The organism is Cryobacterium sp. PH29-G1 (assembly GCF_030063365.1).
In the GTDB taxonomy this organism is placed as follows: Bacteria; Actinomycetota; Actinomycetes; order Actinomycetales; family Microbacteriaceae; genus Cryobacterium.
On the sequence record NZ_JASISY010000011.1, the window covers coordinates 83,307 to 107,572 of the forward strand.

Below are 24,266 nucleotides of genomic sequence, written 5' to 3' on the forward strand. Positions count from 1 at the left end.
TGAGCGACGCCCCCGTCTGTTCACCGGGAGGTCACAGACCAGACCGGTGACACGCCTAGCTTGTGAGTCTCCGCCCGTGAAACAAAGGCCTGTCCTGTGCGCATTTTCGCTCGCCCCTTCCGTTCGTCACTGACCGCCCTCGGCTTGGTGCTGCTGATCGGGGGTGGAGCGGGCGCCGTCATGCCGACTACGGCGGCTGCGGCTGCGGCTGCGGTCGCGGCGACCGGCGACCCGATTCCTCCGCTCCTGGTCACCGAGATCGCACCGGACAACGCCGGATACGACAACTTTGAATTCTTCGAGGTCACCAATACGACACAGCTGGACATCGACCTCGACCAGGCCAAAATCGGGCTGTTCTACATTTATGCCGACTCAGACGACCGCACCAGAGATGCTCCCTTCGTCGTTCCGGTCGGCACGGCCATTGCAGCTGGGAAAACAACGGTGTTCTGGCTCGATTACACCACCTCCACTGTGGATACCCAGGCCTTTACCACGGAGGAATTCCGCGCGCACTTCGCCACCGAAACGGGATCCAGCGACGCGTATCCGGTCGTTCGTGTCACCGGGCAAGCGGGTATGGCCAACAGCGGTGGTCGAGGGGTACGCATCACCGACGGAACTTCTGAATCGATCAGTTGGGCCTACTACCCTGCGGGCACGGTCTCGGGCGACGAAAGCGCCCACTTTGGCACTCCCGCAACGAGCGACTCACGGTCACAGCAACTCGTACAGCCCCTCGGATCGCCCACACCGGGTGACCCCAACCCGGGAGTAGCACCCACCGCCACACCCACCGCCACACCCACCGCCACGCCCACCGCCACGCCCACACCCACCGCGGCGCCCTCCAATGCCGATACCGCCCCACTGCAGATCACCGAGATCACACCGGACACCACCAATGTCGGGTCGGCCGACGGCTACGAATTCATCGAGGTGTACAACGCCACGGCCGCCCCGATCAACTTCGGCGATTACACGCTCAACTATCTCTACCCCCTAGCCGACCTCACCAACAGTTCGACCGTGCGCTGGCCGAGCACACCCACCGATGTTGTGGTCAACGCCGGCAGAACGATCGTTTTCTGGATCAAGAACGGCCAAAATGACAGCCTCGGAGCCGGCGAATTCAACGCCGCCTTCGCGTCGAACCTCACGCTCGGCACCGACCTGATCGAGGTCTTTGCCGGCGGGATGGCCAACGGCTCGGCGCGCGGAATCGAGATCCTGACGAACACCGGTTTCAGCGTCAGCACCGCCTACTACAACCTCGCCGGCGTCGACGATGTCGACCCGAACCAGGGCATCCAGTACGGCAACGACAGTTCGATGCCTGGTCGACAGCTCAACCTCGGCCATATCGCAGCCACGCCCGGAGCAGTTTTCTCGGCCCAAGTCGCCGGCGATCTCAAGATGGTCGCCGCCGACACGACGCTGCCGGTCATCGCCGATCACACCCTCGGTCAGATCGACCCCGCACAGAACTTCGCACTCACCGCGACCGTCACAGACGACGTCCAAGCGCGCACCGTTCGCTTGCATCTCGCGAGCAATATGGACACCGACTTCACGACATTCAACCTGTCGACTGACGGCGCTGACGGCTACCGGTACGACCTGCAGCGGGTCGACCTCACCGGCAAACGCTGGTACGAGTACTACTTCACTGCCGGTGACGGCAGCACCGAGGCCAGAACCGCGATTGTGCGCGTCGACCTGACCGGCATCGACAATTCGCCGGTGCGGCTGAACCTCACCGAGGGCCAGTTCGTGTCCGGCACAGCACTGCTCTCGGCCGCCGGCGACAGCAGTGCTGGTTCAACGCCAGTGACACCCCTCTCCCTGAGCATCGACGCACAGACCGTCGCCACGAACCCCGAGTTGGAGTTCGCCCCGCAGTTTGTTTTTGAGGTCACCGCCGTCAACACGTTCTTTCAGAACGGTGTGCTGGTCGGTTCCGACGTGCTCCGCATCTTCGACGACGGCATCCCGGAGGGGTGGGAGACCCTCGCCACGCCGGTGCCGCTGACCTACCTGACGCAGGGCGACGATCTCGTCGTCAGCGTCTGGGCCGGCTCAAAGGTGGCGCCGGAAATCAACCCGAACGAGAACAACGACGACTTTCAAATTCGCAACCCCCGCCTGGTCCTCCCCGACGGCCGCAGCATCCAGCCCGACGGTTATACCGACCCGGCACTCGTGCTCAACATGGGCGACAGCGCCGGCAAACTCGACTTCTACAACGCGAGCTTCACCATTCCCAGCGACGCCTACCAGGCCGTCGCTCACCTCTGGGACACCACCATGGTCTCCGACGGAACCCATTCGGTGCGGGCGAGCAACGGCCCCGACACGGTGATCCGCACGGTGAACGTCGACAACACGGCTCCGGTCATGACCACATCAGCCGTCGCCGGCCAGCTCTACCAAGGCGAATTCATGATCGACGGTGCGGCGACGGATGCCGGTGCCGGTTTCGACACGCTCGTCGCGACCCTCGACGGTCGCGCCATCGAACTGCCCTTTGCGACCTCGTCGATCAAGCTCACTGACGGCGAGCACATCCTGTTGCTGACCGCACAGGATCGCATCGGCAACGTCGGGGAGCTCAGCACCGTCTTCTCCACCCCGGTCGAGGAGCCCGGCAACGAGCTGATCACCCCGCTCGACGGTGCCGTGCTCGACGACGGCCCGCTCGACCTCAGCGCTCGGGCGACGGACCCGACCGGTGACCAGCTGGACGTGACCTTTCGGAGAGGATTCACCGCATCCGCTGCCGACAGCACCGTGCACGGCTACTCCGGCACCACCGCGGTCGCCGACGGCGCCGATCGTGCCGCCAAGACGTTGCTGACCGGCGAGCAGATCACGGCGATGTCCCGACTGGACGGCACGACCGAGCCGATCACCTCCGACACTGACTTTCCGTACCAACTGTTCGAGGTCGATGTGCCGGCGGATGCCGGGGCCGATTTCACCGCGCGCGTGCGCTGGGATGGGACCGCCAACGCTGGCGCCAAGGTCTTGCTCTACGTGCAGAACGTGACGACGGGAATCTGGGAGGAATTCGACCGGCACGTAACCATCGGTGAGGGCGCCACCGCCTTCACCCTCGATGCCATGGTGCCCGCGGTTGATCACGCGGCGAACCAGATCATCACCGTGCTGATCCAACATTCTGAGGGCTTCGCCGGTGTCGACCTCTCGGACCGGGCGAGCACGCTGCCGGTCAATAACGTGAACGACACTCCGCGCTCGGACTATGACTTCACGCTCGCCGTCGAAACCGACACCCAGTACTACAACGACACCTACTACCAGCGTCAGCTCGATATTCACGATTACCTGCTCACGCAGCGCTCGGCCGTGAACCTGCAGTACCTGTTCCACACCGGTGACATCGTCGATAACTCGGAGGATGCGCACCAGTGGACCAACGCCAATGAGGCCTACAGCATGCTCGATGACGCCCAGCTGCCCTACGGCGTACTGGCCGGCAACCACGACGTCGGCCACAAAGACGCCGACTACACCGCGTTCAGCGCTAATTTCGGTGCCGACCGCTACGACAGCAACCCCTGGTACGGCGCCAGCTTCCAGGACAACCGCGGCCACTATGATCTCGTGACGGCCGGCGGAATCGACTTCATCATGCTCTACCTCGGCTGGGCGCCGAGCGACGAAGGCATCGCCTGGCTCAACGAGGTTCTCGCGCGGTACCCCGAGCGCACAGCGATCCTGAACCTGCACGAGTACATGCTCACCACGGGCGGGCTCGGTGCGGTGCCGCAGCGAATTCACGACGAGGTTGTGGCGACCAACCCCAACGTGGCCATGGTTTTCTCCGGGCACTATCACGACGCGTTCACCCGCATTGATGAGTTCGACGACAACAACGACGGCACCCCCGACCGCTCGGTCTACCAGATGCTGTTCGACTACCAGGGTCTGCCCGAGGGCGGTCAGTCCTTCTTGCGGCTGCTGCACTTCGACAATGCCACCGAGCAGATGAGTGTGCGCACCTACTCGCCCTACCTCGACGCCTACGACTCCGACGACCCCACCCTCGACCTGGAACACCAGGAATTCACCGTTCCATACGCGGCGTTCGGCATGAAGTCGATGCAGAAGACCCTAGCGACGGATGCCTTCACGGTCGATCTGCTCACCGGCAGTGATATTGCCGCGTTTGACGCCGTGGAGAGCGGCACCGTAGTCACGGCGAGCTGGAGCCCCGGCGTCGGCACGCACGGCTGGTTCGCCTACTCCGAAGACCCCTACGGTGCCACGGCCTATTCGGAGGTGCGCACCCTGACCGTCAACGCCTCGATCGTTCCCGAGGCGGTTGCGTCCGCGACGGCCTCGCAGGACGCGATCGAACCGGGCACGCCGGCCGGTGAATCGGCCGCGGCGGCACCGCGTGCGGCGTTTGCATTGAGCCAGCAGTCGCAGGCGTTGGCTGACGCAGCGAGCGCGGCCCTCGCCGCAGAAGCAGCCGCAGCGGGTGCCGACTCAGCAGCGGATGCCGTCGAATCGGCGCCGAACGCGGCATCCGCTGACGAGTCCGCCGGCACGGATGAGCTCAGTGCCGTCGACGATACCGTGTCGTTCAACATCTGGACCCTAGCGCTGATCCTGCTCGGCGCCCTCGCCGCCGCAACGGCCATCGTGGTGGCGGTCCGCGTGGTGCGCGCCCACCCCTGACCGCCAGATTAGTGCCGGAGGATCGCTTCGACCTCGGCGAGGGTAGGCATCGAACTCGTCGCCCCTGACCGAGTCACCGAGACCGACGACGCGACCGTCGCATAGCGCACGGCCTCGATCATCTGGTCGGGGGTCACTGCCGTTCCGCGCACAAAATCCACCGCTAGTCGTGCCACGAGCGCCCCGACGAAGGTATCGCCGGCCGCGGTGGTGTCGACCGCGTTCACCGGTCGGGCCGGCGCGAGACCGAGGGCCTCACCGTTGAACGCGACGACCGCTCCTTCCGACCCCAGGGTCACAATGGCCCAGGTCTCGCCGGCGCTGAGCACCTCGGCCGCGCGCACCGGGTCGCTCTCCCCGGTGAGTTCGGCGGCCTCCCCCTGGTTGGGCACAACGAGGTCGACCGAAGCGAGAAAACCGGCCGGCAGCGGCACGACCGGTGCCGGGGTCAGCACGGTGAAGACCCCGGCGGACCGTGCAACGGCGATCCCATCGACCAGCGCCCGGGTGGGCAGCTCGCACTGCATCACCAAGAAGGCCGAGTCGGCCACGATGCCTCGCTGCTGCACACTCAGTGCGGTCACGGTGGCGTTGGCACCCGATACCACCACGATCGAATTCTCGCCGCTGTCCACCACGGCGATGTGAGCGGTGCCGGTGGGGGCATCCGCTGTGGCCAGTTCGGTCGAACGGATGCCCTCGGTCGTCAGCAACGCGCGCAGCTGGGTGCCGTAGGCATCAGCGCCCACCGCTCCCAGAAAAGCCACGTCGGCTCCCAGTCGGGCCGCAGCGACCGCCTGGTTCAGCCCCTTGCCACCGGGAACGGTGCTGAACCCCTGCCCGAAGATCGTCTCGCCGGGCAAGGGCAGCCGCGCCTGACGTACGACGAGGTCCATGTTGGCGCTTCCGAGTACCGCAATCGTGTTCATAGAGTCAGTCTCGCATCTGCCCGTGGAACAATGGGCTGGTGAGTTCTACCGAGCAACCCCAGGACCCGTCCGCCGATAATGTCGCCGCCGGCGAGACCAGCAGCCATGCCAACAGCGAGATCGTGCAGGCAGCGGCGACCGTGACCGTGCATCGGGCCCCGCGCTACCGCAACTTCATGCTGCTCGGAGCGATACTCGGGGTGCTGCTGGCCTTCGTCTTCACGCTCGCGTTCCCCGCCAACGATGAGTACGGTCGCCTGCAGATATTCGGTTTTCTCCTGCTCGGCGGGATCGCCGTCGGCGCCGGTTTCGGCGCGGTCGTGGCCCTCGTCATCGACCAAATCACCGGTCGATCGCGCAAGACGGCCGTCGCCGATAGACTGGGTGTGAATGACCCACGCGCCGCTGAGCCTGGCTCCGGTACCCCCAACGATGATTTTCACACGTTCAACGAGAAGTAAAGAGGCTGAGGCTTGCCCGGTGGCGACGGACTGTTAAATCACGATCTCCTTCAAGGCGAGAAGGGCCCGCAGGATGCCTGTGGCGTTTTTGGCGTCTGGGCTCCCGGAGAAGAAGTGGCAAAGCTCAGCTACTTCGGTCTCTATGCCCTGCAACACCGCGGTCAGGAATCGGCCGGTATCGCCACGAGCGATGGCAGCAAAATCCTCATCTACAAAGACATGGGACTGGTCTCCCAGGTCTTCAACGAGGCCTCGCTGAGCACACTGCTCGGGCACATTGCCGTCGGTCACACCCGGTATTCCACAACCGGATCATCGAGCTGGCAGAACGCCCAGCCGACCCTCGGTCGTACCGCGAGTGGAACCGTGGCCCTCGGCCACAACGGTAACCTCACCAACACGGCTGAGCTGCTGCAACTGGTGCACGAGCGCTACCCGCAGGTTGACGGCGAACTCGCTCGCGGCAACACGACCGACACCGCCGTGGTCACCGCCCTGCTCACCGGCGACCTCGACCACACCCTGGAAGCCACCGCGCTTGAGGTGCTGCCGCGCCTCCGCGGTGCGTACTGCCTCGTCTTCATGGACGAAACCACACTGTATGCGGCCCGCGACCCACAGGGTGTGCGGCCGCTCGTGCTCGGCCGTCTCGAACGCGGCTGGGTGGTCGCCTCCGAGACCGCCGCTCTCGACATCGTCGGTGCGAGCTTCGTGCGCGAGGTCGAACCGGGCGAGCTCATCACCATTGATGAGAACGGGCTGCGCACGCAGCGGTTTGCGGCAGCCGACCCTAAGGGTTGCGTCTTTGAGTATGTCTACCTGGCCCGCCCCGACACCACGATCGCTGGTCGCGGCGTGCACGAGGCGCGGGTTGAGATGGGGCGCCGGCTTGCCGCCGAGCACCCGGTCGAGGCCGACCTCGTCATCCCCACCCCGGAATCCGGTACGCCAGCAGCCATCGGCTACGCGCAGGCGTCGGGCATTCCATTCGGTCAGGGTCTGGTCAAGAACTCCTATGTCGGCCGCACCTTCATCGCGCCGTCGCAGACCATCCGGCAGCGCGGCATCCGTTTGAAATTGAACCCACTCAAAAACGTCATCAAGGGCAAGCGACTGATCGTGGTTGATGACTCGATCGTGCGCGGCAACACCCAGCGCGCCCTCGTGAGCATGTTGCGCGAGGCCGGCGCTGCCGAGGTGCATGTGCGCATCTCGAGCCCGCCCATCACCTGGCCGTGTTTCTACGGCATCGACTTCGCCAGCCGCGCCGAACTCGTGGCGACCGGCCTGGAGATCGATGAGGTTCGCCAGTCGATCGGTGCCGACAGCCTCGGCTACCTCTCCGAAGACGGCATGATCGAAGCCACCGAGCAGCCGCGCGAACGCCTGTGCACCGCGTGCTTCACCGGTATCTACCCGATTCCGCTTCCGGAGTCGCAGCACCTCGGCAAGAACCTGTTGGAACGTCCGGCCGCATCCAACGGGTGCGACCCCGGCCCGGATTCCGATCTGGAAGCCGTGCTGGCACCCGCCGCACGCAAAGAAGAAGCCCTCGCCCGCCTGGGCCAGGTACCGTTCGGTGACCCGGGAAGACCAGAATGAGCAACGCCCCCACAACGTCCAACGCATCGTACGCCGCCGCCGGAGTCGACACCCGGGCCGGCGACCTTGCGGTTGAACTCATGAAGTCGGCCGTGTCGAAAACGCACGGCCCGGAGGTCTGGGGCGGTGTCGGCGGGTTCGCCGGACTGTTCGACGTGTCCTTCCTCACCAAGTTTCGCCAGCCCCTGCTGGCCACGTCGACGGACGGCGTCGGCACGAAAGTCGCCATCGCGCAGGCCATCGACAAGCACGACACCATCGGGCAAGACCTGGTCGGCATGGTCGTGGATGACATCATCGTGGTCGGCGCCCGTCCGCTGTTCATGACCGACTACATTGCCTGCGGCAAGGTGGTGCCGGAGCGCATCGCATCGATCGTGGCCGGCATCGCCCGCGCCTGTTCCGAGACCGGAACCGCCCTCGTCGGCGGTGAAACCGCCGAACACCCCGGCCTGCTCGGCCCCGATGACTACGACGTGGCCGGGGCAGCCACCGGCGTGGTGGAAGCCGACCAGGTGCTCGGCGCCGACAACGTCATCGCCGGCGACGTTGTCATTGCGATGGCCTCCAGCGGCCTGCACTCCAACGGCTATTCGCTCGTGCGCCACATTCTGGCGCAGCGGGGCATCGGCTACACCGATACCTCAGCCGAACTCGGCGGCATGGTCGGCGAGGTTCTGCTCGAGCCGACCCGCCTGTACACCGGTCCGTTGCTCGACGTGCTCGGCGACCCGGACCTGGCCGGCGCCATCCATTCGCTCAGCCACGTCACCGGCGGCGGCATTGCCGCGAACCTCGCTCGGGTGCTGCCGGTCGGCTCCTGGGTTGAGGTCGACCGTTCCACCTGGTCGCCCGCACCGGTCTTCCGCGTGCTGGGCGACATGGCCGGTTCCACGCTGGAAAGCGCGGAGGGAACCTGGAACCTCGGCATCGGAATGTTCGCGGTCGTCGACGCAGCCTCCGCATCATCGGTCATTGCCCGACTGGCTGCGAGCGGCATCCCGGCTTGGGTCACCGGTCGCGTGTCGCGTGCCGCGCACGATCTGACCGGGTTCGAACAGGGAGCAAAGGGCGTCAACGGTGGTGCAGTGCGCCTGGTCGGCGCCTACGCCGACTAGCCCAACCTGCACCAACCGGGGGAAACATCATGCGGGGTACCGACAGTACGATTGACGACGCCGAGCGTATCCCGGCGGAAGCGCCGAAGCATTCCTGGTTGTACGCGGCGCTCTCCAAGCGGATGCTACTCACCGAGGCTTGGCTCCGCTCTCACGGCGGTTTCAAACTACGCCTCGGTATCGGTGCGTTCTGGGGTGTTGTGGCTCTGGTCGGCATGATTTTGCTGGTCGGCCCGGTGATCAACCAGCCGCTCAGCCTGGACGACATCACCGAATCGGCCTCGACCGCAACTGCCCAGTGGATCGCCCGCGATTTTGTCGTCGACTATCGCCTGTCCCGCACCGCCGACGGCGGACTGCGGGCCCAGGTGGAAGAGCGCATCACCGCCGTCTTTCCCGACGGTACCGACGAAGACGGTATTCAGCGGGTGCTCGCCACCCAGTACCAGGGGCACGCCCTCACCCCGACCGCGATTGCGGCCACCCTCGATGGCGACCCGGTCACGGTCGGGCAGTCCGCGAGCGCGACCCAACTCACCCTGACGGTGGGCGGCAGCACGCCGCTGCAGGGCGACCACGAGATCGTGCTCCGCTACGACCTGCAGAATCTGGCCTATGCGGCAACGGACACCGGGTCGGAGCAACCCATCGACCTGCTGCAGTGGGACGTTTTCGGGCCGTCCTGGCCGCAGGGTTTCGCCGGGCTGGACGTGCTCGTGACGATGCCCGGCGATCTTGCCGATCAACTCGTCAGCCAGCCCCGTGGCACCGTCGCCTGGACCCTGCTGAGCGCCGGGGATTGGCTTGAGCCCGAACCCGGTACCGGGTCCGAGGTGAGCTACCGGTTCAGCAGCGAGCAGAACATCCCCCCGCACGCCCAGGCCTGGTTCACCATGAAATTCGAACCCGGCACGTTCACGATGCCCGCGCCGACAGCCCTGTTCTGGGTGCAGACGTTCGGTCCGCTGGCGCCGCTGGCCGTGCTCGGGCTGGTGCTGCTGCTCGCGTTTGCCGCCCGAGCGGTGGCGTGGAGCGATGCTCGCGGCCTGCCCTGGTTCGTGGCCCAGTTCGATCCGCCCAAAAAAGTGACACCACGGATGGCCGCGCAGATTCTGCGCACTCCCGCAACGAGCGAACTTGCCGGGGCTCTCGCCGATGCCCAGGATCCAGACATTTCTCGGGCCAACCGGCAGGCGCTCGTGATCGCTGCCGCGAAGGTCGCGGGGCGCACCGGCCGGCTCGGCGACTGGCCCCGCGCTATTTCCCACTATCTCGCCTCCGGCGAACGCCGCGCCCAGCTGACCCGGGGATTTCGCCGGGTACCGCGTGGTTTTGTTCGTGACCTGTTCATTGCCGCGCCGCTCGCCCTGACCATCGTGCAGTGGGGCCTGGTGCGGCAGCTGTCCCATCAGGCTGAGCTGTCGGTGGTGTGGTGGCCGGTTGCCTTCGTGATCGTCTCCACGGCAATTTCCGCGGTCATTCTGTGGATCGCACTGTCGGTGCGGCCGCTCACGAGCCGTGGTGCCCTGGTGAAACAGCACCTGCTCGGCATCGGTGTGTACGCAGAGCGCACTCGCCTGCTCGCGCGTGGCAGAACGGATGACCCGCTGCTTCCCTACGGCGTGCTCACGGCGCAGCCGAGAACCGCCGGCGCCGGCGTGGTCGCCCTGATCGAGAGCGAGTTCGGGGCTGCGGGGGCCTCAAATGGATGGCGCAAGGGCGGATTTTTGACCTGGCCGCGCATCCTGGTGCGGATGTTCTCTGCTCTTCTCGTGATCGGTGCGTTCACCGTATCGATACTGCTGCCGCCTCCGTACGGGATGGGCAACTCGTACTCCTCCTATTGGGGCAACCTGACCGGGAATCTGTGGACCGAGGTGCACTCCATCGACATGACCGGCGTGTTGACTCGCACCGTGGACGGCGCGGCACGCGTCGAGGTCACTGAGCGGCTCAGCGTTGAGTTCGACCCGGCGGGATCCAGCGTTCCGCAGTTCGTGCAGCAGTGGCCGAACATGATTGACGGGCAGGATCTCGGACTTCGGGTGGAGTCCGTGACCATTGCCGGCGGAGACGTCCCGTTCACAACACAGCAGGATTTCGACACCGTGCTGATGCGTACGACGCTCGCTGACCCCGTGGTGGGCACGCACGACGTGAACGTCCACTATTCGATGGCCTCCGCCGCCGCGGCGGTGGAACGCGACGGCGCCGTGGTCGACAGCGTTCGTTGGGCAGCCCTTCTCGACGGCTGGGAATACAACTCCCAGTGGGGAGGCGGATTGGTGCCCGCAGAGGTCAACATCGAATTTCGGATGGCCGACGACCTCGCGAAACTCGCCGTATCGAGCGGGTGGATCACCAAGGACACCTCCGCAGACGAAGTTCGCGACTGGGCGCCCGCCGTGGAACCGTTCACCGACTCGGCGATCGTGGACGGTGCCGAGTCACACCGGCTTGTCGTGGCGGCCACCGACGGCGGCGGTTGGCCGTTCGACTACACGGTGGACGACGTGGGAGCCAACGTCATTTTTCCCGCCGGAACGTTTGTCGGTCCCGACCAAAACGCGCTGCGCCTGACGCAGTTTCAGCACGCCGCCCCGCTCCCGATTGTGATGGGACTCGGCCTGCTGGGTGCCGCGCTCGGATTGATCGGCACCGTGCTGGGGTTTCGCCGCTCGCGGCGTGCCTTCGCCCCCAGCCTGGGCCGCGATCTGGTGCGGTGGCTGGCGTCGGCCGCGACGATCGCCGCATTCATCCTCTTCATCTGGACGAGCTTGAACATGGCGGGCGACCACCCGTACTTCCCGCTGCTGGGTCTTCCGGCCGTCGCCGCGGTGTTGACGTGCTCGATGAGCCTCGTATTGACCCGAGCGTCGCGCCAGCGCAGCTAGCCTCACCCGGTTGCCGGTTGCCGGTTGCCGTTAGCCGAGTACCGGCGGAGCCTAGGCCCGCTTCTGCTCGTCTTCGGTGGCGTAGTGGTCGACGTAACGATCGTCGTCATCGTCGGGGTCGTCGTCGTCATCGGCGGAATCCGTGGCGCCGGAACCGGCGGCCTGCTTGTTCTTGTCCGCTTCGTACTCGGGCCACTTGGCGAGATCCTCGTCGAGGCGCGGATCGGACGGATGCCCGGTCAGCTCGCGTTCCAGCGCGTTGTAGTTGGTATCCGGGCTGAAATACTTCAGCTCCCGAGCTACCTTGGTGTGCTTTGCTTTTTGACGGCCGCGCCCCATGCGTGACCCCCTTACGATGCCAGGCCGAGCGAGTCGCGAGACCCTCGGGATTTGCCGAACGGAATGTGTAAAAACTAGAGTTTAGTTTAGCATGACGGGCCTAGCGCGCCACGGACACCGTTCGCACGGCAAATCCGTAGGAATGGTCTGGCTGAACGGGGGCTATTTGCGCTTGCGGCGACGCGATGACGAGGGGCGTGAGTGCGGCGGAACGGTTCCGAGAAGCGTCGTCGATTTCGTTGTGGTGTCGATCGTGCCCGGCGCATTCGTTGGTGGCGCGAGTGGGCGGCGTGACACCGGACGCGAACGCACGGGCTCGCCACGACGGTCCTGACCGGGGATAGGTCGGGACCGACGGCCGTAAATGAGCTCAGAGGAGTCCAGCAGCCACGGCACGAGCGCGATGGTGACGCCGTGCACGAGCATCAGCTTCTGACGCAGGCGACGGGCCTTGTGGTTGTGCAGCAGGCCTTCCCACCAGTGGCCCACGATGTAGATCGGCGTGTAGACGGTGATGACCTCGGCGCCGTGATCAGCGCGGCGACCACGAATGTAGTTGATCAGCGGCCAGCTGATGTCGCGGTAGGGCGAGGAGAGAATGCGCAGCGGTACCTGAATATTCTGCTTGACCCAGGCCCGTTTGAGTTCCTTGGTCTCGGCGGTGTCGATGGAAACGTGCACCGCCTCGAGGCTGACGTGGCGCGCGGCAATGGCGTAGTCGAGGGCTTTGAGAACCGGCTTCTGCATCTTGCCCACGAGCACGATGGCATGGTCACCCTGCGACCCGAACGTCGTGATCGGATCGACCTCGATCTCTTTGGCCACGTCACGGTAATAGCGGTTCACGCCCATCATGAGCAAGAACAGGATTGGCATCAGCACGAACACCAGCCAGGCACCGTGGGTGAACTTGGTGATGGTGACCACGATGAGCACCACCCCGGTCAGAAGCGCGCCAAAACCGTTGATCGACAGGCTCAGGATGATTGAGCCCCGATTCGGAGGGTTCTTCTGCAGCAGCTTGAGCCAGTGCCGAACCATGCCGGTTTGCCCGAGCGTGAACGACACGAACACGCCGATGATGTAGAGCTGAATGAGCACGGTGAGGTTGGCCCGGTAGACCACGAGGATCACGCAGGCCGCGAGTGCGAGCAGCACAACGCCGTTCGAGTAGATCAGGCGGTCGCCGCGGGTGCTCAGCGACTTGGGTGCGTATTTGTCCTGGGCGAGCACGGAGCCGAGCAGCGGGAATCCGTTGAACGCCGTGTTCGCGGCGAGCAGGAGCACGGCGGCGGTTGCGGCCTGCAACACGAAGAACATGATCGAGTAGTTGCCGAAGGTGGCGGCCGCGACCTGCGCGATCAGGCTGCGCTGCGGTGCCGTGGCGCACTCGTCCCAGCCGATCAGATCGCAGGGATGCTCGGCGTAGTGCACCTTGGAGACCAGGGCGAGAATGGTCAGTCCGATGAACAGTACGATCGCGATGCCGCCCATCAGGGTCAGCGTGCGCTGGGCATTCTTGACCTTGGGGTGTTTGAAGGCGGGCACCCCGTTGGCGATGGCTTCCACGCCGGTCAGGGCGGAGCATCCGCTGGCGAAAGACCGCAGCAGCAGCAGGATGAACGCGGACTGGGCCAGGTTGTGCGACGTAACGTCGAACCCGGCCGATTCGGCGGTGGGCGCATCGCCGAGGGCAACCCGCACCAGGCCGACCACGATCATGAGCAGAACGCTCGCCACGAACAGATAGGTGGGAATGGCGAAGGCTTTGCTGGATTCACGCACCCCGCGCAGGTTGACGGCGGCGAGCAGAATAACGAAGAATACGGCGAATTCGACCCGCAGCGGCGCCAGAAACGGCAGGGCCGAGATGATGTTGTCCACACCGCTGGCGACCGACACCACCACGGTCATCACGTAGTCGACCAGCAGAGCGGATGCGACGACCAGGCCGGCCTTCTCGCCTAGGTTCTTGTGGGCGACCTCGTAGTCGCCGCCGCCGGAGGGATAGGCCTTGATGAGCTGGCGGTACGACGCGACCACGACGACGAGCAGCACGACCACGACCGCGGCAACCCACGGCGCGAAGCTCAGAAAGGCGAGCCCGCCGAGGGTGAGAATCATCAGGAGTTCTTGCGGCGCGTAGGCCACGCTCGACAACGGGTCGCTCGCAAAGATGGGAAGAGCTAGGTGCTTGGGCAGCAGTTGGCCGTCCAAATGCTCGGTGGGGAGCGGATCGCCGATGATCCACCGCTTGGGTGAACGACTTTCCGGTACTGGGGCGTTCGCCTCGGGTGTCACGAGGGATGACACTACACCTACGACGGCCCCTGTCAAATCATCTGGATGGCTTCGGCGATTTCTCAGTTCGGGAACAGAGCAGTCCGGGGCCACGAACTCCTTCGCGGGGGCCGCGACGGCGGGTCATCCGCTCCCCGCTCAGACCGTGAGGGTAGGCGGATTTTGGGGGTCTGTAGCGTGTTGCGCGGGAGTTGCGCTGGCGGCCCCGAACGGCCAGGCCTACGGGTGCAGGGTGGCGAGGATGCTCGCGCGCACGTCGGCGAGTTGCCGACGCAGCGAGGAGACGGTGTCGGGCGGAACGATCGAGTGGGCGGCTTGCGCGCGCAGGTCTGTGCGCAGCTGCTGCCGAAACTCATTCAGCACCATGTCGGCCTCGTTCAGAGCGCGGCGGGAGTCCAGCCGGGCAGTAGCGTCCTCGTCGGTGGAGGGCGAGGCCGGATCTGTGGCCGGCGGCGTCGAGCGGGGGGTCTCTCCGGTCGACGAGCCCGCGGGATCCCAGGACTGGGGCGTGCCGTCGTAGCCGCGCGGAGCCGTGGGCGACGACACATTGCGGGCTTGGCGTGCGGCCGAGGCCAGATCGGCGCGCAGGGTTTTCATGGCGGAGTTCACGCCGGTACGCACCTGATCGGCCAGGCGCCGCACCGAGTCGGTCACCTCGTCTTCGATCGCGCCGAGCTCGCCGTCGCGGGCGAGCAGTTCGGCACGGCCGGCCTCCGTGATCTCGTAGACGGTTTTGCGGCCGTCGGCCTGCTTGGTGACGAGCCCGTCCTCCTCCAACTTGGCCAGCCGGGGGTAGATCGTGCCGGCACTCGGGCTGTAGGTGCCGCCGAAGCGGTCGCTGAGTGCCTGAATCAGCTCGTAGCCGTGCCGGGGGCGCTCAGCGAGCAGGCTCAACAGGTACAGGCGCAGGCTGCCGTGGGCGAACATGGCGCTCATGCCGGGTCCTGCGGGGTATCGGCGGTGGGCGTGGCGGCATCCGCTGCAGCGGTCGGTGTGGAACTGGCCGGCGCTGGGCTCGTAGAATCGCGCCGCACGACCGAGATATCGCCAGACACCGAGTTGGCGCGCACGTCAAGCCAGCTGCCATCGAGCGCACCGGTGGAGCCCTCATAGCCCTTGCCGAACGCGGTGCGCACGGTGTGGTCATCGAGCTGGAGCGTGCCGGAGATGGTGTTGAGGTGGTATCGCGCGGCGACGTCTGGTTCGAGCCGCACGGTGAGGTTGCCACTGACCGAGTTCGTCACGATCTGGTCCGGGGTGCCGCTCAGGTCGAGAAACACGTCACTCGTCACCCCGTCGAGGGTGAATTGACGGATGCTGCCGCTCGCCGTGATATCGCCCGACACTGTGTGCACACTCAGCGCTCCCACGTGGTTGCGCACCGAGATCTCGCCGTTCACCGCATTGAGCTCGAGGTCGCCCTCGATGTCGTCGACCACGAGGTCGCCGGAGACGGTACTGAGTTTGGCGTCATTGCGCAGGCCAGAGACGAGGGCATCGGCCGAGACGACGCCGAAGCGCAGCGCCACGTCGCGGGGCACCGAGATGCTCACCTCGGCGCGTGCCGTGCCGCGGAACGAGGCGAACACCTCAATGAAATTGTCCCAGCGCAGTTGCGGGTGATCGATCTCGAGGCGGTCGCCGTCCATCGAGATCTTCAGGTCTTTGCCGGTGACGCCGTGCACTTCAATGCGGGCGCCGGGCTCGTCATGGCCGATGATGTCGACGGTGCCGCCGATGAGGCTCACCTTCAGCTTGCGCACCAGTTCGACATCGATAATTTTGGTCTGCCCCGGGGCGACCAGCCATTTTTCCAGTGACACTGGGTTGTCCTTTCAGAAGAATGAACTCGCGCTATATCGCGTGTTCTGACAGACACGATATATCGCGTTACTGAGTGTGGCAAGTGTCTCAGTAAAGAAAGATCGCCAGCCAATCCCGGGTGTGGGCGTGCACGAGTACCAGAAAAACCACCACGTCGAACAGCAGGTGCACGCAGATCACATAGGTCAGCGACCGGGTGCGGGCGAAAGTGTAGCCCTGCAGCAGCGCGAACGGCACGGTCAGCAGCGGCCCCCAACTTTGATACCCGAGCTCCCAGAGAAACGACGAAAAGATTACGGCCTGCAAAATATTGGCCTGCCAGTCGGCAAAATGCCGCCGCAGCAGGGCGAAGGCAACACAGATGAAAAAGAGTTCATCCCAAATGCCCACAAAGCCCACACCCACGAACAATCGGGCGATCTCATCGGGCGCGGTCACCGCCGGCCAGTTCTGATACGCGCCGGAGCCAATGAAGTAGCGCGGCAGAATCAGATACCCGAGCAGGACCACGATCGGCAGGTAAGCGCGCTCCAGCCTGGTCCAGCGCTGGCCGGTGCGAAGGGGAAACCGGATCGCATGGTCTCTGAAGTAATAGCGCGAGAGCAGGTACGGCACGAGCACCGACAGACTCAATACCGTGCCCATCAGCGCAATGTTGGGATAGCTGATGTCGGCCTCAACCGAAATGGTGCTGATGATGAGAAGTCCAACGCCGATCAGCAGCAGATCGCGAAACAGCGCACGATTGAGCACGAAGGCCAGTACGAGGGCCGCGGTCAGCACCGTATAGCCGGGCAGGGGCAGCCGCAGTGCAAAGAGCAGCACAGCGGATGCGCTCACCAGCGCCGCCGGAATCAGCCCCCATCCGGAGTGGGTCACACCGCGAGAGCCCATGCTGCAGCCTATCCAGAACGCTTCCCGAATCGGAGTAGTTGGCATTGGGTTACCGCGCCCCGAAGCGGTGGTTTACCGACCCGGCGCGAGGGCATAGATTCATAGAATGATTCGTCTACCCCCTGCGAGCGACCCGGTCGCAATTTTGCAGCATCTCGTTCGCATCGATTCGGTCAATCCCGACCTCGTGCCCGGCGCCGCTGGCGAAGCCACTCTCGCCGCCTGGTGCGGTGACTGGTTGGTCGGGCAGGGCTTCGACGTCACCGTGCTCGAGCACACTCCCGGACGACCGTCGGTCGTTGGGCGGAAGCGCGGCTCCGGCACGGGCCGCTCGCTCATGCTCAATGCCCACCTGGACACGGTGGGTGTCGCAACCTACGAGGGCGATCCGTTCAGCGGTGATCTCCGGAACGGCCGCGTGTACGGGCGCGGGGCGATCGACACCAAGAGCGGGCTCGCGGCCATCCTCGCGGCGGCGGCGCGGGCATCCGCCAACGGATTAGCCGGCGATGTGGTCGTCACGCTGGTCGCCGACGAGGAATTCGGCAGCATCGGAACCGAAGAGGTGCTGCGCAGCGTTCGCACCGATGCCGCCCTCGTGATCGAGCCCAGCGGTCTCGAGCTCACCACCGCCCACCGCGGATTCGCCTGGTTTGAGCTCGAGCTGACCGGCCTCGCCGCGCACGGCTCGCAGCCCGAGCTCGGTGTCGACGCCATCTGGCACGCCGGACTCGCCCTGCACGCGCTCGACGGGCTGCGGCAACGGCTGAACGCCGTTCCGGCACACGCCACGCTCGGCCACGGGGCCGTGCGGGTGTCCCAGATCTCTGGCGGCGACGATGCGGCCACGGTCGCGGCCCGGTGCGTGCTCACCCTGGAACGACGGATGCTGCCGGGTCAGTCTCCGGACAGCGTCGAGGCCGAATTGCGTGCCCTTTTTACCGAGTTGGCGCGCACCGAACCCCAGTTTCAATTCGCGCTGACACGGCTGGTGGCGCGGGCGGCCTTCGAGGCCGAGCCGCACTGGCCGATCGTGCGTGCACTCACCGGCAATGTCGAGCGGGTGCTCGGCCACCCGGCGAAGACTCGCGGCGAACCGTTCTGGACCGATGCCGGGCTGATTCTGGAAGCCGGCATCCCCTGCCTCGTGTTCGGCGCCGCCGGCGAGGGCCTGCACGCCGACACCGAGTGGGCCGACGCTGCCTCGGTGTGCTCGCTCGCCGACATCCTCACGGGCACCATTGCCGAGTTCTGCGGCCCCGTCGCCTGATTCAGTACCTGCCCGCTCAGTACCTGCCCACTCAGTGCAGAGTCGGGGTCGACTCGGGCGCATCGGTGGTGCGGGCGGTTCGGGCGATGAGCTCAGGGCGCTTGATCGCGAAGAGCGGAAGGGTCCAATTGCACAGTGGGCCGACCAGGACGGCAAAGAGCACGGTTCCGATGCCGACATTGCCGCCGAGCGCCCAGCCGATGCCGAGCACGATGGCTTCGATCAGCGTGCGCACCACCCAGATCTTCCAGCCGGTGCGCCGGTGCAGCCCGGTCATGAGGCCATCGCGCGGGCCGGGCCCGAAGTGCGCACCGATGTACAGGCCGGTCGCGATCGCGAGCGTCATCAGGCCGAGCGCGAACAGTACGATGCGCAGCCACAGGTCGAGGTCGGCGGGGATCAGGTGCAATCCGACATCCGCTGCCGGTCCCACCAGCAGAGCGTTGAAGATTGTGCCGACACCGAGCCGTTGGCGAATCGGGATCCAGAACACCAGCACGACCGCGCTGGTCAGTACCGTGATCAGACCGAAACCCAGCCCGGTGTGCTTGTCGATGCCCTGCGTCAAGACGTCCCAAGGCGCAACGCCGATGCCGCCGCGCACGATCAACGCGATACCCAGTCCGTACAGGAACAGGCCAATAAAGAGCTGAATCAGGCGTCGTGTCATAAAAACCAATCCAATTCTACTCTCGCCCTGTAATCAAGTAGCCAATGTGCTTAGAGTGGCCTCATGGCAGAGAAGCAGCTCAGCGCCCGGGCACTCGACACGTTGCTGGGCCAGTGGCGTGGCACGGGCAGCGCCTATCTGGCGCTGGCGGAGCGCATCCGCTTGCTTACGTTGGACGGTCGCATCGCCCTCGGCTGCCGGCTGCCGGCCGAACGCGACCTCAGCGGGTACCTCGGCCTGAGCCGCACCACCGTGACTGCGGCCTACCGGTACCTGCGCGACGCCGGGTTTCTGCACAGCGTGCGGGGCTCGGGCAGTGTCACGCGGCTTCCTGGCGGGCTGCCGGGCCCCGTCGGCGCCAGCAATGACGGCTTTCTCGACTTCAGCCAGGCCGCGATGCCGGCCTGGCCCGGGCTGGCCGATGTCGCCCTGCAGGCCGCCGCCGACCTCGCCCCCTACCTCGGTGGGTCGGGATTCGACCCGGTCGGAATCCCTGAACTGCGGGCGGCCGTCGCCGCGCGCTATGCCGCCCGCGGATTGCCGACCCGACCCGACCAGATCATGATCACGATCGGCGCCCAGCACGCCATCGCCTTGCTGGCCCGAGTGCTGATCGGCCGCGGTGATCGAGCCCTCGTGGAGATGCCCACCTACCCGCACGCCTACGAAGCGCTGCGCGCAGCCGGAGCGCGACTGGTCTCGGTCGGAGTCTCCGCCGGTGGCCCGGGTGAATCCGACGGCGCACCGGGCTGGGACGAAACGGCCCTGCTGCAGCTCCTGGAGCGGAGCAACCCGCAGCTGGGCTACCTCATGCCCGACTTCCACAACCCGACCGGCCAGACCATGCCCACTGAGCAGCGCGAACGCGTGATCGCGGCTGCGGCGCGGCAGGGCACCGTCTTGATCGTCGACGAGACGATCGCCGAACTCAACATCGACCGTCCGGGCACGTTTTTGCCGTTTGCCGCGCTGGCGGGTGACGGCACGGGCACGGTTGTCACGGTCGGATCGGTCGGGAAGACGGTGTGGGGCGGTCTCCGGGTCGGCTGGATTCGCGCGGAGCCGGCGTTGATCCGTAAGCTCGTCGCCGCCCGTGCTGCCAATGATCTCGGCACGCCTATTCTTGAGCAGCTCATGGTGCTGCGGCTGCTCGATCAGATGCCGGCCATTCTGGAACAGCGTCGAACCCTGCTGCGAACGGGCCGCGCCTACCTCGAAGAGCGCCTCGCCGGTGCTTTTCCGAGCTGGCAGGTGCCGCACGTACACGGCGGAATGACCGTGTGGATCAATCTCGGTAGTCCGCTGAGCTCCCAGCTCGCCCTCGCTGCCCGCAATCATGGGCTTGTGGTGCCGGCCGGTCCGCGGTTCGGAATTGACGGTGCCTTTGACCTGTTCCTGCGCATTCCCTTCTCCCGCACGCCCGACGAGGTGGACCGGGCCATCGACGCGCTCGAGCTCGCCTGGGCGTCGTTGCTGCGGCATCCGCTGCCGGTCAGCGAATACCTCGCCGACGTGGTCTAGCGGTGGGAGCCAGCCGCGCATTGGACTACTGAGCGGGTGCATTGTCTGGCGGTTCTGAGCCTGAAGAATCGGGCGCTAGCCGCCGAGGGATACACCGCGGTTTCGGAAGAATGGTTGCGGATCGATGCGCACGCCGTCCACCCGAACCTCCACGTGCGTGTGACACCCGGTGGAGAGGCCGGTGCTGCCGACTCGCCCGATCTGTTGGCCCGCGGTGACGTAATCACCGACCGCGACGAGGGTTTCGCCGGTGGCGAGGTGGGCGTAACCCGTTTGCACTCCCTCACCGTGGTCGATGAGCACCCAATTGCCGTAACTCCCGACGGAGCTGGCGGCGCGCACGATTCCGGCGGTGGCCGCGAAGACCGGTGTGCCGCAGCGGGCACCGATGTCGGTGCCGTAGTGGAAGGCGCCCACGCCGGGGACCGGGCGAACCGGGCGTGGCCCGTAGTTATCCGTTAGTGCACCGATCGCCGGGTTGGCCCAGCCCTGCGCACTCAGCTGTCCGAAATCGGTGCGGATGATCGGGCGCACGTCGAGTGCGGCCAGCCCGGCGGCGGCGGTCGCCGCCTGCGACGCCGCGGCGACCAGCGCCAGACCCGCCGCCTCGAAGTTGCGGGTGGCCGCATCGAGTGTGGCCTGGCTGGCGTCAACGGACACCGTGCTTGCCGCTTGGCGCGTCTGGGTATCCTGCTGCTTCAGTGTGTCCGCGCGCACGGCATCGGCCTGGGAACGTGCCTGCACGCTCTCAATGTTCTCGGCACCGCGGTCGAGCTGGTCCAACGTGCTCAGCTGGTCGAGAACATTGCTGAGCGAATGCCCGCCGAGAAAGACGTCGGCAACGCCCGCACCATTCTGTTGCTGAGCGAGCTTGCGCGCGAGGATGGCGAAGCTTTGTCTGGACGCGGCGGCAGTCTCCGCTGCCTCAACGGCGAGTCGGTGCACGAGGGAAGCTCGGCCCAAGGCGATCGCCTGGCTTGCTCGCGTTGACTCCAGGTCGCTGCGCGCGCTGTCAAGCGCGACCTGGGCGGCTTGCGAGCGGCTCAGCGCGTTGGCCAGTGTCGCGGCCCGTTCACCGGCCAGTTTCTGGGCTGCGGTGAACCGGGCGGCGACCAGCTCGGCGGCTGCTCGCTGTGCAGCGATGGCCTCGGTCGCAGCCGCTCGAGTGGCCGCCGACGTCTGCGTTGTCGCCTGGACGATTACTCGTGCTGCTGCCGGATCGGAGGGCGCCGCCTGGCTCGGTTTCAGGGTCGGGTCCGTGGTCGGGGCATCGCTGACCGGCGGGATGGGACCGTTGATTGGTTCGGGGGCGGGTCCGGTCGTGGGGATGGGAGCCGGGACGGGAGTTGCGACGGGAGTGGGCAGTGGGGTGGGGACCGGGGTAGCGGGCGGTGTGACTGCGGGCTGCGGAGTTGCGGTGGGATCGGGTGTTGCGGTGGGATCGGGTGTTGTGGTGGGGCCGGGGGGTGCCGTTGGGCCGGGTGTACCTGTTGGGTCCGGTGTAACAATGGGGTCCGGTGTGACTATGGGGCCCGGTGCGACTGCAGGGTCCGGTGTCACGACGGGATCCGGGGCGGGTGCTGGCTCCACGCTCTGTGCCGGTGTCGGTGCTGGTGCTGGTGCCGGTGTCGGTTCTGGCGCGACCGCGGCCGGCGTTGCCTCGCTCCCGAGGTTGCTCGTGGGTTCGACCGCTGCGTCTGGTGCCGGGCTCCCGATCGGCGTCGCCGTGGCGGGAGCGCCCATTGGAGTGACCGTTGGAGCGTCGTTGGCGCTCGCCGCAATCGGTGCGCCGAACAGCAGCATGGCCGCGACGACGACCGCCGCCAGAGCTGCGTTGCGACTGCCGGTCACCCGCCGCGCGGCGGGGTGATGCGGGGGGAGTGCTCGCCCGAATCGCAGGGTGTGCTGGCGATTTTCGGGTAGCAACATTGCAAGACCTGATCCATTCGGGTAATGGATTTGCCTGGCTCGGGCGGGCCAGCGTGGCGCAAGTATGGCACGCCGCCGCCGCTGTCACAACGGGGTAAATTCATCGGTTTACAACATTGCCGTTACGGCCGATCGCTACGCTAAATCGCCGGCCGCCGAGTCGAGCACCGCGCCCGATGCGACGAGGGCTACGACCCCCTCGATTTCGGGTGCGAGAAAGCGGTCGTGGCCGGGGCCGGCAGCCACGGTGCGCACGAGATCGCGCACAGCTCCGGTCGCCACGGCGGGAGTGAGCGGCGCCCGCAGATCAAGGGACCGCGCCGCGGTCATGATCTCAATCGCGAGCACCCGGCCGAGCCCGTCGAGGGAACGGCGCAGTTTGCGGGCGGCATGCCACCCCATCGATACGTGGTCCTCCTGCATCGCCGAGGAAGGAATCGAATCAACGGATGCCGGCACCGCCAGACGCTTCAACTCCGACACGATCCCGGCGGCGGTGTACTGCGCGATCATGAGCCCCGAGTCCACGCCCACCTCGTGCGCGAGAAACGGTGGCAGCCCTTTGTTGCGGCTCGCATCGAGGTGACGGTCGGTGCGTCGCTCACTCATGCTGGCGACATCCGCTGACGCAATGGCGAGAAAGTCGAGCACGTAGCCGAGTGGGGCGCCGTGAAAGTTGCCGTTCGACATGACCCGGCCATCGACGGTGACGACCGGGTTGTCGATGGCGCTGGCCAGTTCGCGACCGGCCACGAGTGCGGCGTGGTCAGCGGTGTCGCGTGCGGCTCCGTGCACCTGCGGGGCGCAGCGCAACGAATAGGCATCCTGCACCGACGTGTCTTCGGGACCGGCGTGGCTCGCCAGCAGGGCCGAACCGTGCAGCAGCCGACGCAGGTTTGCGGCGCTGGCGGCCTGGCCGAGCTGGGGCCGCAGCTGCTGCAGATCGGCCGCGAAGACAGCATCCGTTCCGAGTAGAGCCTCCACGCTCATCGCCGCGGCGATATCGGCGGTGGTGAGCAGGCGGGCCAGATCGTCGAGGGCGAGCACGAGCATTCCGAGCATGCCGTCGGTGCCGTTGATCAGGGCGAGGCCCTCTTTCTCGGCGAGTACGACCGGGGTGATGCCGGCTGCCTGGAGGGCCTCTCCGCCACCGAGCAGGGTGCCGGCCGCGTCGCGGGCCTGGCCCTCGCCCATGGCGACGAGGGCGCAGTGCGCGAGCGGGGCGAGATCGCCCGAGCAACCGAGCGATCCGTATTCGTGCACCACCGGCGTGATCTGCGCGTTCAGCACGGCGGCGTAGGTTTCGGCGGTGGTCGGCCGCACGCCGGTGCGCCCGGTCATCAAGGTACTCAGCCGCAACAGCATGAGGGCGCGCACGACCTCGCGTTCCACCTCGGGGCCGCTGCCGGCAGCGTGCGAGCGCACGAGGCTGGCCTGCAATTGGGCGCGACGATCTGGCGTGATGAAAGTCGTCGCGAGGGCGCCGAACCCGGTGGAGATTCCGTAGTGCGGCTCGGTGTCGGCGGCGAGGGCGTCGATGATCGTGCGGGTGGCCGCGACCCCGGACAGGCTGGCCGGGTCGAGGGTGACGGGCGCGTTGTGCCGAGCGACGGCGACCACATCGGCAAAGGAGAGGGCAGCGGCCCCGACAACGACGGATGCCGGTTCGCCCGTTTTTGGGGCACGTGCAGCGGTGGTCATCCGGGCAGGGGGAGTGGTGGCGAGGCTCATACCTCGATTCGACACCCTTTCGGCCACGGGCGAGTGTCGATACACTGGCAACTGTCCGGTATACCGGACAGTG

At 66.2% G+C, this 24,266-nt stretch carries 16 protein-coding genes; 7 read left to right on the top strand and 9 right to left on the bottom strand.

All coding sequences use genetic code 11. The annotated features are described in order from the left end of the window. The first annotated feature begins 96 nt into the window (after positions 1-96). The gene (locus tag QMK22_RS13565; RefSeq protein WP_283498181.1) at positions 97-4,710 is read left to right on the top strand and encodes a metallophosphoesterase; all 4,614 of its coding nucleotides are present in this window, start codon (positions 97-99) and stop codon (positions 4,708-4,710) included. Positions 4,711-4,718: 8 nt separating this feature from the next. Here QMK22_RS13565 and QMK22_RS13570 read toward each other — a convergent pair whose 3' ends face one another. Next, on the bottom strand, positions 4,719-5,639 hold the full coding sequence (locus QMK22_RS13570) for a ribokinase (RefSeq protein WP_283498182.1): 921 nt from the start codon (positions 5,637-5,639) through the stop codon (positions 4,719-4,721). Positions 5,640-5,677: 38 nt separating this feature from the next. Between QMK22_RS13570 and QMK22_RS13575 the strand changes: the two genes are divergently transcribed. The 4 genes from QMK22_RS13575 to QMK22_RS13590 are packed head-to-tail and all read left to right on the top strand — an operon-like array spanning position 5,678 to position 11,714. After that, complete coding sequence (locus QMK22_RS13575; protein WP_283498183.1) at positions 5,678-6,100, top strand: MFS transporter; 423 nt, start codon at positions 5,678-5,680, stop codon at positions 6,098-6,100. A gap of 12 nt (positions 6,101-6,112) precedes the next feature. Then, a complete protein-coding gene (gene purF, locus QMK22_RS13580) occupies positions 6,113-7,702 on the top strand; it encodes an amidophosphoribosyltransferase (RefSeq protein WP_283498184.1) in 1,590 nt (529 codons plus the stop codon). Next, positions 7,699-8,820: a phosphoribosylformylglycinamidine cyclo-ligase gene (gene purM, locus QMK22_RS13585; RefSeq protein WP_283498185.1), complete on the top strand. Its 1,122-nt coding sequence runs from the start codon at positions 7,699-7,701 to the stop codon at positions 8,818-8,820. The genes purF and purM overlap by 4 nt, the downstream gene beginning before the upstream one ends. Positions 8,821-8,849: 29 nt before the next feature. Further along, a complete protein-coding gene (locus QMK22_RS13590; protein WP_283498186.1) occupies positions 8,850-11,714 on the top strand; it encodes a DUF2207 domain-containing protein in 2,865 nt (954 codons plus the stop codon). A gap of 51 nt (positions 11,715-11,765) precedes the next feature. On the opposite strand, the gene QMK22_RS13595 is transcribed toward QMK22_RS13590, so the two are convergent. From QMK22_RS13595 to QMK22_RS13615, 5 genes are all read right to left on the bottom strand, one after another. Continuing rightward, a complete protein-coding gene (locus tag QMK22_RS13595) occupies positions 11,766-12,053 on the bottom strand; it encodes a DUF3073 domain-containing protein (RefSeq protein WP_283498187.1) in 288 nt (95 codons plus the stop codon). 162 nt (positions 12,054-12,215) lie between these two features. Beyond that, complete coding sequence (locus QMK22_RS13600; protein WP_283498209.1) at positions 12,216-14,354, bottom strand: APC family permease; 2,139 nt, start codon at positions 14,352-14,354, stop codon at positions 12,216-12,218. A gap of 219 nt (positions 14,355-14,573) precedes the next feature. Then, the gene (locus QMK22_RS13605) at positions 14,574-15,290 is read right to left on the bottom strand and encodes a PadR family transcriptional regulator (protein ID WP_283498188.1); all 717 of its coding nucleotides are present in this window, start codon (positions 15,288-15,290) and stop codon (positions 14,574-14,576) included. Beyond that, positions 15,287-16,177 carry a DUF4097 family beta strand repeat-containing protein gene (locus tag QMK22_RS13610; protein WP_283498189.1) on the bottom strand — a complete coding sequence of 297 codons (891 nt, stop codon included), beginning with the start codon at positions 16,175-16,177 and terminating at the stop codon, positions 15,287-15,289. The genes QMK22_RS13605 and QMK22_RS13610 overlap by 4 nt, the downstream gene beginning before the upstream one ends. Before the next feature lie 88 nt (positions 16,178-16,265). Continuing rightward, a complete protein-coding gene (locus QMK22_RS13615) occupies positions 16,266-17,072 on the bottom strand; it encodes a CPBP family intramembrane glutamic endopeptidase (protein ID WP_283498190.1) in 807 nt (268 codons plus the stop codon). Positions 17,073-17,178: 106 nt separating this feature from the next. On the opposite strand from QMK22_RS13615, the gene QMK22_RS13620 reads away from it, so the two are divergent. After that, positions 17,179-18,342, top strand: coding sequence for a M20/M25/M40 family metallo-hydrolase (locus QMK22_RS13620; RefSeq protein ID WP_283498191.1), 1,164 nt, complete (start codon positions 17,179-17,181; stop codon positions 18,340-18,342). Between the two features lie 31 nt (positions 18,343-18,373). Here QMK22_RS13620 and yczE read toward each other — a convergent pair whose 3' ends face one another. Beyond that, positions 18,374-19,012 carry a membrane protein YczE gene (gene yczE, locus QMK22_RS13625; protein WP_283498192.1) on the bottom strand — a complete coding sequence of 213 codons (639 nt, stop codon included), beginning with the start codon at positions 19,010-19,012 and terminating at the stop codon, positions 18,374-18,376. 63 nt (positions 19,013-19,075) lie between these two features. Here yczE and yczR point away from each other — a divergent pair, with 63 nt between their 5' ends. Then, complete coding sequence (gene yczR, locus QMK22_RS13630; protein WP_283498193.1) at positions 19,076-20,533, top strand: MocR-like transcription factor YczR; 1,458 nt, start codon at positions 19,076-19,078, stop codon at positions 20,531-20,533. Between the two features lie 75 nt (positions 20,534-20,608). On the opposite strand, the gene QMK22_RS13635 is transcribed toward yczR, so the two are convergent. Further along, complete coding sequence (locus QMK22_RS13635) at positions 20,609-22,462, bottom strand: M23 family metallopeptidase (RefSeq protein ID WP_283498194.1); 1,854 nt, start codon at positions 22,460-22,462, stop codon at positions 20,609-20,611. A gap of 135 nt (positions 22,463-22,597) precedes the next feature. Then, positions 22,598-24,163: a histidine ammonia-lyase gene (gene hutH, locus QMK22_RS13640; RefSeq protein WP_283498210.1), complete on the bottom strand. Its 1,566-nt coding sequence runs from the start codon at positions 24,161-24,163 to the stop codon at positions 22,598-22,600. Positions 24,164-24,266 lie beyond the last annotated feature (103 nt).